Below are 15,480 nucleotides of genomic sequence, written 5' to 3' on the forward strand. Positions count from 1 at the left end.
ATGTTCCAGATGAAGAAGATGTTGAAATAAAAGAATACATCCGTATGATTCATGATTTCAAAAAGGAATTAAAAAGAGTTAAGCAGGAAATCTGCGCATTTGTATTGCGTCATGGCTATCAATATGATGGTAAATCAAAATGGACAATTCGCTATATGAATTGGATCAGAGAATTGGAAATGTCAGAAATTCAAAGAGAAACCTTAAATGAATATATTGCAGAAATGGAAAATTTAAACGATAAAATCAATCGATTCATGAATCGTATTGATGAGATGTATCAAAGTGAAAGATACCATGAAAAGGTATCTAAATTAAGATGTTTTAAGGGTATAGAAACATTTGCAGCCATGACTATACAGGTAGAAACAGCTGATTTTGAACGTTTTCCAAGCGCAAAAGCATATGCATCCTATACTGGACTTACAACAGGAGAACATTCTAGTGGCGATAAAAATAACCGAATTGGTATTACAAAGCAAGGAAATACAGTGATTAGAAAAACACTGGTAGAATGTGCACAATCTTTGGTGAAAGGAAACGTATATGCGAAAAAATCACAAGGGTTAAAAAGTCGTCAAAAAGGAATGGATGTAAATATTATTGCATATGCGGATAAGGCAACAGAACGTTTGAAGAAGAAATACCAAAAATTGATTGAACGAAATGTGCCTAGAAATAAGGCAATAGTCGCTGTAGCTAGAGAGTTAGCATGTTTTATTTGGGGAATGGAAACAGGAAACATCCATTAAAATAAAAAATAAGTGAAAGGAGATGTGAAGAAAGACTTTTAGAAAGACAAAGGATTGATGATATAGAGGAACTTCGTAAATAATGAAACAGGTCTGATTATTTACGATTCACCTCTTAAGGCAATAGTGGTACACGAATCAAATCGCGAGGAGGACTGTACGAAAAAGCTATTGATCCACGATATGAGATTTACAAAACCTGCTCGACGGACCATTAACCTTAGGTACCCAATCCACGAATAACAGAGTGGTTAACTGTCGATAGATTTGTTTAGGAGTTCCTCTATGTCATCAATCTAAAACTGAATATTTTTAGAATATGAGTGTAATTTTGTCTTGACAAAGGTCACTTCATAACAGGTGATGAAAAAGAAGCTGAATCGATTTTAAGGGAAATTAAAAAAAGAATCGGTTAAGATTCTTTCTTCTTGTATTCAGATATAATTAATCCGGATAAAGTAAGTATGGTTCCAAGAACAATACATGGCGTAATCTTTTCATGTAGGATAATTACTGAAAAGATAATTGTGGCAATGGGGTTTAAATATACATATTGATTGGTTCTAACACTTCCTAATATGGAACAAGAATAGTTCCAAATCACAAAACATCCTGCACAAGCTACTACACCTAAGAAAAGTAGATTTAATAGATTGAGTGGGATTAGAATCTCATCCATGGATACATCAAATCCTAATATTGGAAGGCTGATTGTCATAAAGAAAAGTCCCCGCGCAAAGATTCGTTTCGTATTTTGAATGGAAGTATGTCCTAATTCATTGACTTTCTTTAATACAACACTATAAATAGCCCACATGATGGCTGCCACAATGGTAAGAATATCTCCTTTTGGAGATAGGTGCATTTGTTGGCCATTGAAGCTAATGAAGAAGATTCCAATAAAGGCTACAATAAATCCTACCACAAAGTTCATTTTAAAAGGCTCATCCTTAAAACATAAATAGGCAAGTATCGAAGTAAAGAATGGAGCTATCGATATTATGACACCTACATTTGTGGCATATGTATAGACTAGAGCTGTACTTTCTATAAAGTAATATAAGAAAACACCGGTTAATCCACTTAGAATATACCAAATCTCATCTTTTCTATTTTTTAGTTTTAATATTTTAGGACTTAAAATGCATAGCGTTAAAAAACCAATTAAAAAGCGTATAAATAACAGTTCAATGGGTGTGAAACTATCTAAAAGAATCTTACTCGATACAAAGGTAGAACCCCAAATCATAATGCACACAAAAGCTAAAATATGTCCGATCATTGTTTTATTTTTCATGCCAAATAATTATAACAAGAAAGTGAAGGGAAGTGTAAAAAATGAAGAAATTAGATCCTGTTGTCATTATTGTCGATGTGTTATTACTTATTGGATGTGGATGCATGTTCTTATATGGAAAGATGTCTGCTCATTCATTGTTTATTGTTGGTCTTGTTTTGATTGCACTTTTAGTCGTTTATCTTTATGTCACAAACTATAAAGATAATCATTATGGAGGTAAATTCCATCAAGACTTTTAGGCGGTAGAAATACCGCTTTTAATATGCTATATTTAGATTAAAGAAGGTAACTTTATGGGCGGATTGTGCGTATTACTATTAATGATGTTTTGTGTAGGATGGATCTTATGTGTGTTTTTTCTATCGATGTTGATTCCACTATTGATCCTCTATAATGGAATTGTTGGTATTGTATGTTTTATTCTATATTTTGTATTACGCAAGAAATCTGTCTTTACCAAATATACAGAAGGCTATAAACATGTATTATCATCCATACTAAAATATGGATTGATTGTTTATGGAAGTATTTCACTTGTATTTAGTATCATTTTAGCTATTTTAAATTTTTGTTAGGAGAGAATATGACAATATTAGGCGTAGATTTAGGAACAACCAACAGTTTAGCGGTTGTCTATAAAGAAGGAAAACCCGTATTGATTCCTAATGCGTATGGTGAATATGTAACTCCAAGTGCTGTCAGTATTTTGGATGGTAAGATTGTTGTTGGGAAATTGGCCAAGGAAAGACTCATTACGCATCCAGAATGTAGTGCATCTTTGTTTAAGCGAAATATGGGCACAGATGTTACTTATACATTAGATAAGAAAGAGTATGATTCGGCAACACTTTCTTCTTTTATCTTGAAACAATTGATTGAAGATGCGCAAAATTATTTACATGAATCTATCGATGAAGTTGTGATCAGTGTTCCGGCTTATTTTAATGCGCGTCAAAGACAAGATACAAAGCGAATAGGCGAACTTTTAGGAATTAAAGTGGAGCGTTTGATCAATGAACCAAGTGCTGCAGCCATCGCATGCCATATGGACGATGAATATGAAACATTCGTCATGTTTGACTTTGGTGGAGGAACTTTAGATGTTTCGGTTGTCGACTGTTTTGAAAATGTGATTAGCATCAATGCGATTAGCGGAAACAATCATTTGGGTGGTACAGATTTTGATCGAGCTATGGCCGAATACTTTTGTTTCAAAAATGGGTTAAACTATAATATTTTGGATTTATCATTCCAACAAAGTATTTTACGTGCTTGTGAAAAAGCCAAAATTAAGTTGAGTACACAAAGTGTGGCTGAAGTATCTTTAGTTCATTTAAATAAGAATTATAATTGTATATTTGATGAAAATGTATTATTTAATACTACACATTCCTTACTAGAATCTTGTAAAAATGTGATTGGTAAGGCCGTAAAAGACAGTGGTTTTTCAGCTAGTGAGCTTGATAGTTTGATTCTTGTAGGAGGCTCAAGCAAAATGCCGGTACTTCAACATTATTTATCAGACGCTTTAAATATTCCTGTATTAAAAGAAGAAAACATGGATTCTTTAGTTGCGCTTGGACTTGGAAAATACATTGGTATTAAACAAAGGGATGAAAATATTAAAGATGTAGTTGTGACGGATATTTGTCCTTTCTCCTTAAGTACTTCTACTTACAATGAACAAAATCCAGGCTTAGAATTATCAACCGTGCTTATTCCTAAGAATTCAGTTTTACCAACAAGCAAAAAGATGACTTTGCGTACCGTGCATAAAGGGCAAACCAAGGTCAATATTAGTGTGTTTCAAGGGCAGGCTATGTATGCGAAAGAAAATTTATTTTTAGGCCAAGCTTTTATTCATGTTCCTAGAAATATGCATGATTATGAATCGTTCGATTTAATCTATTCGTATGACATTAATTCTATGTTGTATGTAGAAGCCATTGTACATTCTACCCAGGAACATTATATTTTTAGAGTATCAAAAGGCGATGTGTTAGAAAAAGTAGATGCTTCTGTTCGTTTGGATTCCATCAAAGAAGTATCTTTAGCTTTATATCAAAATAATGAAGTGGATGCTCTGCTTGCTCGTATTGAAAGAATCTATCAAGAAGTGGATGAGGAAACACAAGATTATTTAATGCGTCTTCATTCAGAATTCACAAAAGATATGGAAACTTTGATCAACAATATTCAAAAAAGGAAACGTCTTATAAATCAAGTTTCACAAATCTTGAATCAAATCGAAGAAAGTCAAAATGTAGATTCTTTAGATATCTTTAGTCAAGAAGAGGATGAAGAAGGAGAATATTTAGCATGAATGCGTGGGAAATATTAGGAATTGAGCCTACAAAGGATAAAAAAGAAATAAAAAAAGCTTATGCGAGACTTTTAAAACAGTATCATCCTGAAGAGAATCCGGAAGAATTCAAACAAATTCAGGCTGCTTATCAACAGTGTCTACACCCAGATCAAGAAATAGAGTCTGTTTCATTTGAACAAAATAAACAAGATATTCAAACACAATCCATTTTGACTAAAGAGGATACAATCATTCCTCCACCTATTCCTAAAGTAGAAACATTGTTTGTGAAGAATGAAAAGGATATTGTTGTTTATCAGGATATATTGAATTCGATTGAAAAAAGTTTGCCTAAAAAGATTGGGTCTAAAGAGATTGTACAAGTTTTTACAGAACCTAAAATCATGCCGTATTTAGAGGATGAATTGTTCTGTAGAAGATTAGAAGACATCTTTTTATCTCGTAAATTAAAATATATTAAGAATTTTAGAGATCCTATTTATATGTATTTAGGAAAGTATGGTATGTCAAAATTATCAAATGCGATGGATTATTCAAATGTCCCATTATATAAAAGGCCAGCCTTTACAGCTTTTATTGTGGTTAGTGTCATTCTTTTAGAGGTGATATTGGACATTCTTTAACAATCACAAGAAAAAAACAAGAATCTTCATTTGTATATAATGTATGATATGATCAACTCTAAAAGGCTAGAAATAGCCTTTTTATTATGTTAATGTTTACTTATGAAAACATATTTAACTTTAGGAAAATCAATTCCTCATAAATCAAATTATGATGGATCCTTATACAAGTCTTATGTAACTTCATTTTTTTCGTATACCAAATCACATCATACAATCAATGATTTCTATGACGAAGAAGGGAATGTATATATTCCTGAAGTTTATTCATTCTGTGAAAAAAAGTAGATCCAGACACAAATGAATTATTTGTTCGTACTGAATTCGAATTTGAAGATGATGAAGATATGGATGCTTTTCTTCATAAACTCCTCTACTTTAAAGAGCCAGAATGGTTTCATGATTTAACACATGAAGAAATTGTACAATTGAATTGTGTTTTTGAACAATATGAACCTGTTTTAGGATCACTTATCGAAAGAAAAACGGCAAATCAATAGAGCATTCTGGTGATTATGCACTATGTGATGGCACTCCATATGGATGTAAAAGATATACAAAACTAATTGTGGATAATTTACTTAAACAAGTGATTGATTCTTTTTGAGAATTCTAATAAGCTATTATTAAAGGAGAAATTTAAATATGCAATATGGATTTGGAGTAGATATTGGTGGTACTACAATAAAGATTGGATTGTTTTCAGTGGATGGAGACTTGATGGAAAAATGGGAAATTCCAACAAACAAAACAGATAATGGAAAATATATTCTTACTGAAATTGCTGATTTTATTAATCGTACTATTGAAACGAAAGGTATCGAAAAAAGTGATGTGATGGGTGTAGGTTTAGGTGTACCAGGACCAGTAAATAAGAATGGTTTTGTGAGTGTATGTGTGAATTTAGGATGGAATTCATTGAATGTTGAAAAAGAATTTCATCAAATTTCAGGACTTAAAGTTAAAGTAGGTAACGATGCCAATGTGGCAGCTCTTGGTGAAATGTGGCAAGGTGCTGGGAAAGGATATCAAGATGTATTAATGGTTACACTTGGCACTGGTGTTGGTGGCGGTTGTGTTTTAAATGGACAGATTGTTTCCGGAATTCATGGTGCTGGCGGAGAAATCGGACACATGCCTGTAAGGGATGATGAGAAAACTCCATGTAACTGTGGAAATCATGGATGTTTAGAACAATATGTTTCAGCTACTGGAATTGTTACTCAGGCTAAGAAGATGTTAGAGAATGATAAACGTCCTTCTAGTTTACGTGATTATGATTGTTTAGAAGCTAAACACATTTATGACGAGGCTAAAAAAGGGGATGTCATCGCTAACGAATTAGTGGATTCCACTTGTAAAATTCTCGCAAAGGCATTGGCACAAGTCTGTAGTGTGATTGATCCAGAAATCATTGTGATTGGTGGTGGCGTTTCTAAAGCTGGAGATATCCTAACTTCAAGAATCAGTACATTCTTTAAAGAGTATGCATTTCATGCATGTAAAAATACACCAATCGTTTTGGCTAAACTTGAAAATGATGCCGGAATGTATGGTTGTGTAAAATCATTATTTTAATTCTACTAAAAATGCAAGGATTCAGCCTTGCATTTTTTCTATAATAATGGTGAGAATATACGAATAATGCTTAAAAATAAACCTTTCACAATATTCACATGGGTATCTTCTACTTGAATTTTTTTACAATGTTCTAATGTATCAAAAAAGTTTTGTTTCACATCCATGATCTTCTTAGATTTATACAATAAAGTGCCATTTTCAAAGTGTAGGTATAAGGAGCGATAATCTAAGTTGATTGTTCCTACTGTGGCATATGTATCGTCACAAATAAAGACTTTTGAATGTACAAAACCAGGCTCATATTCATGAATTTTAACGCCGCCTTGAATTAATTGTTTATAATATGTAGTTCCCATATCATGTACTATCTGTTTATCGGCAATACCGGGCATGATGATTCTAACATCAACACCTTTTTTAGCGGTATGAATTAATGTATTGATCATTTCTGAATCAATGATGAGGTAGGGGGTCATTATATATACATATTTATTGGCACTATTTAATAAATCCTCATAAACGGATTGTCCCGTCAATTCTTCATCTAACGGAGTCTCTGCATAAGGTGCAATATATCCATCAAACAAAGTTTCATCTACAACATCTTCATTTTTGAAAACAGAATAATCAAAGTCTTCATGACGTAAAGCGTTCCAGTTTGTTAGAAACATTACTAAATAAGACCAAACGGCTTTACCTTTAATACAAATGATATTGTCCATCCAATGACCATGTTTTACTTTCTTATTGATATATTCATCAGCTAAATTCGCGCCACCACTAAAGGCAACTTTACCATCAATAATCAAAATTTTACGATGATCACGATGATTCATAATCGTATTAATGATTGGGGAAATACGATTAAAAGAAACAGCTTTGATTCCTTTTTTCTCTAATTGTTTCGCATAAGAAGCGGGAAGTGTACCTAAAGATCCCATATCATCATACATGATACGTACTTCTACACCTTGTTTTACTTTTTCTTCTAAAATAGAAAGAATCGAATTAAACATAAACCCTTCTTCAATGATGAAATATTCCATAAAAATATAGTTTTCTGCCTTTTTTAGTTCTTCTAACATGACATTAAATCCATTTTCGCAGGGTGCATAATATTCAAAATCCGTATTTCGATAAATAGGGAAGCCCTCTTCATGTAAGAAAGCAAGCTGTGAGACATAGTCTGGATTATCGTTACGAATTTCATCAATAATCGATTCATCTTGTATATAGTTGCTAGATGCCTTTTTTTGTTCTTTAATAATATTGCGGAATGTTTTTCCAAACAACAAACTTAATAACATCAATACATACACAAATGTACCAAAGACAGGAAACAACATAATCAGAATAATCCACATAAGATCTGAAGACAGATGTCTACTTGTACGTACGATATTTAATACGATTAAAATGGATAGAATGTGTAAAACAATTTCAATAAAGACAAAAGACGTTGTTAGCCATTTAAATAGATTACAATATAATACAATTTCACCTAATGCGATGATAACTAAAGGAATAATTCTTCCAAGCCATATTTTTAATTTCATAAATATCCACTCATTTCTAGCATAAAGTAATATACCATTTTCACGAACAATAAAAAAGAGCCAACTATGATTGGGTAGGTCATGCTGGCTCGAAAAAATACATACCGAACAGGCCTAATCAGAAAGGAAAAGAAAAAACCTATCGGCAAAACATAGTATACCACTCGTGTTTTTGATTTAAAAGAAAAAACAATAAAAAATGAAACCCACACTAGGTTTCATAAAACAATTTATAAAAAGAGGAGAGAACTAGTGTATTAGTGTTTTTTTGAGGAGACTAGTTCTCAATCGACTGTTAGATGGAATCACACATGAGATAGTTGGCGTTGATTATGTGTGACGTATTATTATTGTTTGTTGGCTTATAAACATTCATCTAACTGTCGAAATTATACCATGTTTATCTGAAAAATAAATTGACATATGTCATATTTTTGAAAATATTTTCTGAAATATAGACGTTATTCCTTTATATAAGGCAACATCAACTTATTAATTTCTGAAACAGTTTTATTGCGAATTAAAATATCCGTATTCGAAGCTATTGTATATCCATACAATAAAGCAATCATACATTAATCAAGATCTTCACCTGACATCACTTCAAACACTGTTGATGTAACGCTTTGACTAGATAGTTGAAAAAAGAACTTTCAAATACATCTTTATGATCGGCTGTTAGATATCGTATTATACACTTATAGTTCGTGTGGAATTGGTTATGGAAGCGTTTAATGTAAATTTTAGAATCAATTCCTGTGTACTTATTTGTTCAATAGAAACGAATTTACCATCACGCTTAAATGTAAGTCCTGCAGTGTTGCTGATGTAAAAAATTAAATGAATTATATAATTTGTACATTAAACTTGTACTTATTAACAAAGTAAAAGACCAATGCGAAAGAAAGGGTTTAAAAATTGCATTGGTCTATATATGCTAGATAAAATTGAGATGAGTTAAATAAAAAGGTTTCTTTATCTAGCATTGCCTAGTATATCACTATGTATTTGTGTTTGCAAACGATATGATTCTGATGAACTACTACACCTGATACGTTATTATGATGTGGTATTTCTGTGTGGTTTAGCCAAACCAGGCTTATGATTCTATATTTTAAACAAAATGTAACAAATCAATTTGTAGGAAAACGTTTGGGAGTTTGTTACTATGGAAAACATGAATAAACCTAAAAAAAGTATGATTTCAAGCAGAATCCATACTTCTTTAATGCCTATAACAGTTTGGCTTATCCAAGCATTAAAAAGAATAGAAAGATATGCCAAATAATATATATTTATTAGAGCATTTATTATGAGAATTAATATGCTAACATCTTGGAAAAAAGCTACTTAATTTAAAGAAATGTCTCTCCAAAACTAACAACTTCCATTATTGGTCTTTTTTTATGCCTTTTAGCTCGTTTTCCTTAAACTAAGCGTTACTTTTATAAAAATGATTCAGTAAAATAAACACATTTTCCTTAGAACAAAGAGACTTTATGTTTCTTTGTTCTTTTGTGCTTTCACAAACAAATGAAGCAAACTTTGGAAGTTCTTAGTTTCATGAAGTGAAAACAAATCTTTTTCGTAAACGTAACGCTTAGTTTCATGAAAACACTATAAGAACTAATACTATATAAACTTATATAATATAAACTATGTCAAGTTGAATAAATTAACCTATGTCTAATTATATAAGATATACTTATTAAGAAGATAAATATACTTATAAAAGACTATACATATACAAGATATTACTTAATAAGAACTTATTAGTTTGTCTGTTTCAGAAAAAATTTAAAAATTCGAGATATATTATGGACTAACTTCGCATAATATATCTTATGTTATATTTATAGAATTGAAATAAAGCAAATTTTTAAATTGGTCTACTTATTTTAATTTGTTTAAGATGACTTGAAATTCAAAAATATGTTTATATTTAAATTTTAACCCTCATTATGAGTTTTATATCACTATTATTTGAACAAATACATATAGTTATACGTTTTTTGATGTTTCACGAAAAATCATAGAGTCTTATTAATTTCCATAATATCGCATTCTCTGATTTGAATCGAAACGTACAAATGTCCATCTTTTTGATTTTCACGGCAAATCAAAAAGTCCACTAATCACGTGTTCTAACGTAATATAAAGATCCTAATGCGACTTCTATAATAATATATGGGACAGCCATTAAATAAGCGGAATACGGATGTAGATCATCAGCAGCATACTGCATATCATTGATTTTTAGTTTGCCAGATTTGATTTCTTCAATCTTCGTTTTATACATATGAACACGATACGGACAGACTACAGCTAATACAATCATGATTAATAATAAGATGCGTCCTGGTTTTTTAAGGAAACTCATTTGTATCACTCCTAAATTTTTTATTAGTATATCACAAACTAACATGTGAAACACTTCACAAATATTTTTTTAATTCTTCCAAACTATTCAACGCATCACGTCTACCTATGTCATAAATTTCTTGTAGATGACTTGGATCTTTTTCAATCATCGCACACGCAATTGGTTTAGAAGGTCGAATCACAAATATCTGTCCTCCCCTTTCAAGCTTATCGATTTTATCTAATGTTTCATTATATACAATATGTCTATTTTCTAAATCGTGTTGTAGATTTGGATATTCCTTAAATGCCTTCTTTATAAGATTTATATATTTCATTGGCTTTTTTCGATAGGTATGATCTCTTGTCAAAACTACAACTGTCTTCTTTGTTCTTTCCAACATCCAATCCACTGGAATCGAATCTGAGACACCACCATCTAATAATTCATATTCATCTAATTTAACAGGCTTTGAAACAATAGGAATCGATGACGATGCACGAATCCACTCAATATCTAGAGCATCTCCATTTTTAATTTCATGATATACAGGTTTTCCCGTACAAATATCTGTACATACAACGGTAAAACGCAATGGATTCTCTTTAAATACCTTTGTATCAAACGGATCCAATATCGTAGGCACGACCCCATACGCAAACTCTTTATTATAAAGATCTCCCGTTTTAATAAAACTCCTTAATCCTGAATATCTTGGATCTCTACAAAAACGCTTGTTGTAGCGCAAAGCTCTTCCAATCTGTTTAGATTTGATGTTGCAGCCAAAGGCAGCGCCTGCAGAAACTCCAACAACCTGGTTAAAATCAATGTGATTTTCCATAAATACATCGATTACACCACTAGTATACATACCTCGAAAGCCTCCGCCTTCAAGAACTAATCCTTTTTCTTCTAACATATACATCACCACAAAGATTATAAACAAAGTGAACCAAAAAGAAAAGGACTTAATCAAGTCCAATCTTAAATGTGTTTGATTTTCCAAATGCCTTCGAATTCATATGAACCACAAAAGGCTTGGTGCTTTTATCCGTAAAATCAGGTGCTGCCTTTTCAAAATGGAATTCAATTTCTGTATTTACAGTCTGTTTTTTATCCAAGAAATACAATACATACCCAGTTACATCCGCTTTAAAACTTTGTGTTTTAGGCGCCATACCATTCGTTGTAAAATCATGACTTTTGATTTCATCCATATTTGCGAAATCATACTTGTTACTAAGATCGACACCTTCTAAAGTAGCACTCGGCGTTAAATATGGAACAATGATACGAGAATCCGTTTTATTCTTATAAGTAATCTTAATATTTTTTAATACTGTTTCCCCATTCTCATATACATAACTTGCTTTAGATGCATCTACACCAATCTGAAGTGTATCATCCTCAAAGAAAGTATATTTTGTATTCTTTGAATCGTTAACATTTTTATCACTAGCCTTACGAATATCAAAGGCTTTAAAAGGCAAGAACTGTTTCTTGTTGTTAAAAGAAAGACCCAAGTTTTTTTGATCATTGTTTGGAAATCCAATATATCCATAAATATACGTGTTTTGTCCCTTATTGATGATATAAGAAGGCGTAGACTGATATTTATCAATGACACTAATATCTTTTTCGTTGTCATCTGTTACGGTATAAATTAAATTCTTTGTGTCATACGGCTTTTTACCCTTATTTTCAACACTTGCCAAATAATAGTAGTACGTCGAATTATCTGTATCATTTGTGATGGTTAAAACATCCAACAATTGACAAGAAACATTCTTCTTTAATTCCACATTATTTTCTGGTTTAGAACAACCAAATAAAGATAAAGATAAAACACATACACACAGCATATATACTATTTTTTTCATGTTATTCTCCTATGGATTGCAGTTTTTACAAGGCGAATACCCCTGAGCGATTAATACATCTCTAGACTCACTTGACTCCAACTTATTTACATCATTCATCAAACGAACACTTGCACAAGTTGGCTTATGAAACTTATGTGTTTTTACATTTAAAACATAAGTAGAAGTATCCTCTGTAACTTTATATTCCTTTATAATATTGTCATTTGAGCGACTTGAATCGCCCGTTTTATAATCAATTGTGATACCTGGCTGTACGTTATAACAAAATACATTAAACGATACACCTTGTCCTTTATCTTCTACAGAATACGCCTCAATCTGTACACCATCCACAATCAAATTATCACCATCATAAATAGGTGTAACCCGATATAAAACATGATGATTTGTCTTTTCTATGTAGTCAGATACTTCATTTTCAAACGGAAGCATACCCTCTACATTTAAATAGCGCGTACCCGTCATTAAGTTTTTACGATTCGCATTCTCACCCGTTAATTGATATCCAATCAAATGACAACGATTATATAAATACTTCCCATCAATTCCCTTATAACGCACTGTATGCCACCCTGCAGGCTTTACAGAACCAATACTTTCTCGCTTTTTTGTTGGCATTAGATCCTTCGACACATTCGCATACGCAACCTGTGGCCGATCTAAAGAATCTAGATTCGAGTACGATTCAAAACTCTTTGTATTCATATCCTTCGAACTAAATACAGGCTCATTATCATGTATTTCTACATAAGGATTGCCACTATATTCAGGTATCTCATCAATCTCATAAGCCGATATAGGCGTTATCAATGTCGATAGAACAATGAACATGGATATAATAAATTTTCTCATACGATTCCTCACATATTTGACATATATAATGTCAATATAACTTATATACTAAAACCATGAAAGGAGTGAGTGATAAAAAACATAGTACTTCATTATCGTTCGAGTCAAAAAATATAATAAACCCCTTATGTACTATGTTTTTAGATGTCTTATGACATCTTTTTTTTATATCTCTAATTTCTTAAATACAGCCTCACGAGCCATCTTTTCAAACTTATCTTCCAATGGCTTTAAATCACTATATTTAAAATTCGGATTTCTTTTTTGTAGTGCTTTTGAAATCACAAAATCAGCCACCTCAGGATTTTTTGGAAGTAAAGGACCATGCAAATAGGTACCTAGAATCTTTCCATCATAGAATCCTTCATAACCTGCATTAAAGCTGTTACCACAACCCTTCACAACTTTTCCTAAAGGATGCGTTACATTTAATGTTTGACCCCCATGATTTTCAAAACCAACGATACGCGTTTTTAAACCATCTAAATTTGCATCAATCACAACATTTCCAATACAACGACTACCAGCTTTTCCCGTATCCGTATAATAATCATAGAACTGTAAACCAGAAATCTTCTCATTGTTGGCTGCAATATAATATTGACCAAACAATTGATAACCACCACAAATCAAAAGCACAAAGGTCTTTTCATCTATGGCCTTCTTTATATTTTCTTTACGCGATAATAAATCTGGAATTAAACTAATTTGTTCCTTATCTGCACCACCACCTAAGAAAATCAAATCATATTCACTTAAATCTTTTTCTTCACCAATACCACAAGTATCCAGTTCAAAAGGAATACCACGATCTAAACAACGCTTCTTTAGAACCATCATATTTCCCTTATCCCCATAAAGATCCATGATATCATGATACATCCAAACTACTTTCATAGACCCATCTCCTTCTTGATCGCATTACGCGTAGGAAGTAATGCTGTATATGTCGCAATCGAATATGTCGTACGCTTTGTAGCTAATGCGGCTTTTACGGCAATATCCAAAGTATCGACAACACTTAAAGGACCTTTATAACCACCATAATAGATTCTTAAAGCCATATCATTTGCACGAAGACCCGTACAAATAATTTCCTTTGTACTATCCTTCATAATCTTTTCAAAGAAAGTATCATAGATCCAACTAACGTCCGTACCATCCTGCTCACGATCATTCAATACGATCACAATTGTCTTATCCGAATCATCTTTTTCAATGACCTTCATAACTTCATTGGCTCCTGTAGGATTTTTAACCAAGTTTAAAATACAAGTTTGTTCCTTTGATGTGAATGTTTCATTTCTTCCCGCAGGCTGAGGCGCATGACTAAATACAGACTTAACACAATCTTGTGAAATACCATAATTTTTTGCGACATTCAATACAACGGCACAATTGTACATAGAATACATTCCTTCATATGGAGATTTATAATGTATTCCATCACTCGAAAATGTTTCTTTATCCAAATCAATATCTTTTAAACAAATGTCCATTTCCGGCGTTTGAAAATCACACTTTGAACAATGGAATTTACCAATATGTGAATATTGATAATAACTGTATTCAAGTCTTGCCCCACACTTAGGACAAAATTTTCCTTCACTTGCCTCTTTTGTCGTTGTAACCGAATACTTGTTCTCATCCATTCCAAAACAGGAGAATGAAGCGTTTTTCGCTACTAAATTGAGTCGTACGACATTGGGATCATTCGCATTTAAAATCATTCGACCCCTATATGCAGGCAATACCTTTTCAATCGAATCAATCAACTGTTCCATTTCACGAGCACGATCTAATTGATCACGAAAGAAATTATTGACTACAAAATCTGTAACCGGAATAAATGGAAGAATATGTCTTACATTCAATTCATCGCATTCTAGCACAACCGCATTGGCTTTGATTTCACCATTTAGTTTTGCGTGAGTCAACAACGTAGTGACAATCCCTGCCTTCAAGTTATCTCCCTTACGATTGGAAATCACGTTATATCCAGCCTTTTCAAACAAGTCTGTAATCATATTGGCTGTACTCGTCTTTCCATTTGTACCCGTAACCAAAATGACAGGACCATTAAATTTTAATTTCGATAATATATTCGCATCGACTTTACAGCCGATCGACCCAGGCATCGATCCACCCCTACCAATTAGGTGTAGCACCCAGGCACTAAGCTTTGTAGATAATATAGATAAAGTTTTCATAACTACTCCTTTTCCATACTCCCTTATTATACAAC

The 15,480-nt window shown here is 32.3% G+C and carries 16 protein-coding genes; 8 read left to right on the top strand and 8 right to left on the bottom strand.

Annotated features, from left to right (window positions below; all coding sequences use genetic code 11):
- The coding region (locus tag H8911_RS00720; RefSeq protein WP_186998372.1) for a transposase at positions 1–752 on the top strand (752 nt) is incomplete at its 5' end.
- A 412-nt stretch (positions 753–1,164) separates the two neighbouring features.
- On the opposite strand, the gene H8911_RS00725 is transcribed toward H8911_RS00720, so the two are convergent.
- Entirely contained in the window at positions 1,165–2,034 is an 870-nt protein-coding gene (locus H8911_RS00725; RefSeq protein ID WP_186998373.1) for a DMT family transporter, read from the bottom strand.
- Between the two features lie 56 nt (positions 2,035–2,090).
- Here H8911_RS00725 and H8911_RS00730 point away from each other — a divergent pair, with 56 nt between their 5' ends.
- From H8911_RS00730 to H8911_RS00760, 7 genes are all read left to right on the top strand, one after another.
- On the top strand, positions 2,091–2,291 hold the full coding sequence (locus H8911_RS00730) for a hypothetical protein (RefSeq protein WP_186998374.1): 201 nt from the start codon (positions 2,091–2,093) through the stop codon (positions 2,289–2,291).
- Positions 2,292–2,345: 54 nt separating this feature from the next.
- Positions 2,346–2,627 (top strand): hypothetical protein, encoded by a 282-nt coding sequence (locus H8911_RS00735; RefSeq protein WP_117924863.1) that lies wholly within the window; start codon positions 2,346–2,348, stop codon positions 2,625–2,627.
- Between the two features lie 8 nt (positions 2,628–2,635).
- Complete coding sequence (locus tag H8911_RS00740; protein WP_186998375.1) at positions 2,636–4,375, top strand: molecular chaperone HscC; 1,740 nt, start codon at positions 2,636–2,638, stop codon at positions 4,373–4,375.
- On the top strand, positions 4,372–5,001 hold the full coding sequence (locus H8911_RS00745; RefSeq protein WP_186998376.1) for a J domain-containing protein: 630 nt from the start codon (positions 4,372–4,374) through the stop codon (positions 4,999–5,001). Before H8911_RS00740 ends, H8911_RS00745 begins: the two co-directional genes overlap by 4 nt.
- A gap of 102 nt (positions 5,002–5,103) precedes the next feature.
- On the top strand, positions 5,104–5,289 hold the full coding sequence (locus H8911_RS00750) for a hypothetical protein (protein ID WP_186998377.1): 186 nt from the start codon (positions 5,104–5,106) through the stop codon (positions 5,287–5,289).
- A 59-nt stretch (positions 5,290–5,348) separates the two neighbouring features.
- Positions 5,349–5,501, top strand: coding sequence for a hypothetical protein (locus H8911_RS00755; RefSeq protein ID WP_186998378.1), 153 nt, complete (start codon positions 5,349–5,351; stop codon positions 5,499–5,501).
- 145 nt (positions 5,502–5,646) lie between these two features.
- On the top strand, positions 5,647–6,579 hold the full coding sequence (locus H8911_RS00760) for an ROK family glucokinase (protein WP_186998380.1): 933 nt from the start codon (positions 5,647–5,649) through the stop codon (positions 6,577–6,579).
- A 38-nt stretch (positions 6,580–6,617) separates the two neighbouring features.
- On the opposite strand, the gene cls is transcribed toward H8911_RS00760, so the two are convergent.
- The 7 genes from cls to H8911_RS00795 all read right to left on the bottom strand — a co-directional run bounded on the left by cls (position 6,618) and on the right by H8911_RS00795 (position 15,373).
- Positions 6,618–8,138 (bottom strand): cardiolipin synthase, encoded by a 1,521-nt coding sequence (gene cls, locus H8911_RS00765; RefSeq protein ID WP_186998382.1) that lies wholly within the window; start codon positions 8,136–8,138, stop codon positions 6,618–6,620.
- Positions 8,139–10,269: 2,131 nt separating this feature from the next.
- Positions 10,270–10,518 (bottom strand): hypothetical protein, encoded by a 249-nt coding sequence (locus tag H8911_RS00770; protein WP_186998383.1) that lies wholly within the window; start codon positions 10,516–10,518, stop codon positions 10,270–10,272.
- Positions 10,519–10,573: 55 nt separating this feature from the next.
- On the bottom strand, positions 10,574–11,419 hold the full coding sequence (locus H8911_RS00775; protein ID WP_186998384.1) for a patatin-like phospholipase family protein: 846 nt from the start codon (positions 11,417–11,419) through the stop codon (positions 10,574–10,576).
- Positions 11,420–11,468: 49 nt separating this feature from the next.
- Positions 11,469–12,380 (bottom strand): hypothetical protein, encoded by a 912-nt coding sequence (locus H8911_RS00780; protein WP_186998386.1) that lies wholly within the window; start codon positions 12,378–12,380, stop codon positions 11,469–11,471.
- Between the two features lie 9 nt (positions 12,381–12,389).
- A complete protein-coding gene (locus H8911_RS00785; RefSeq protein ID WP_186998387.1) occupies positions 12,390–13,235 on the bottom strand; it encodes a DNA/RNA non-specific endonuclease in 846 nt (281 codons plus the stop codon).
- Between the two features lie 165 nt (positions 13,236–13,400).
- On the bottom strand, positions 13,401–14,132 hold the full coding sequence (locus H8911_RS00790; protein ID WP_186998388.1) for a type 1 glutamine amidotransferase: 732 nt from the start codon (positions 14,130–14,132) through the stop codon (positions 13,401–13,403).
- Positions 14,129–15,373, bottom strand: coding sequence for a MurT ligase domain-containing protein (locus tag H8911_RS00795; RefSeq protein ID WP_367947724.1), 1,245 nt, complete (start codon positions 15,371–15,373; stop codon positions 14,129–14,131). The genes H8911_RS00790 and H8911_RS00795 overlap by 4 nt, the downstream gene beginning before the upstream one ends.
- Between the last annotated feature and the right edge of the window lie 107 nt (positions 15,374–15,480).

This window comes from Holdemanella hominis (assembly GCF_014306155.1).
GTDB lineage: Bacteria > Bacillota_I > Bacilli_A > Erysipelotrichales > Erysipelotrichaceae > Holdemanella > Holdemanella hominis.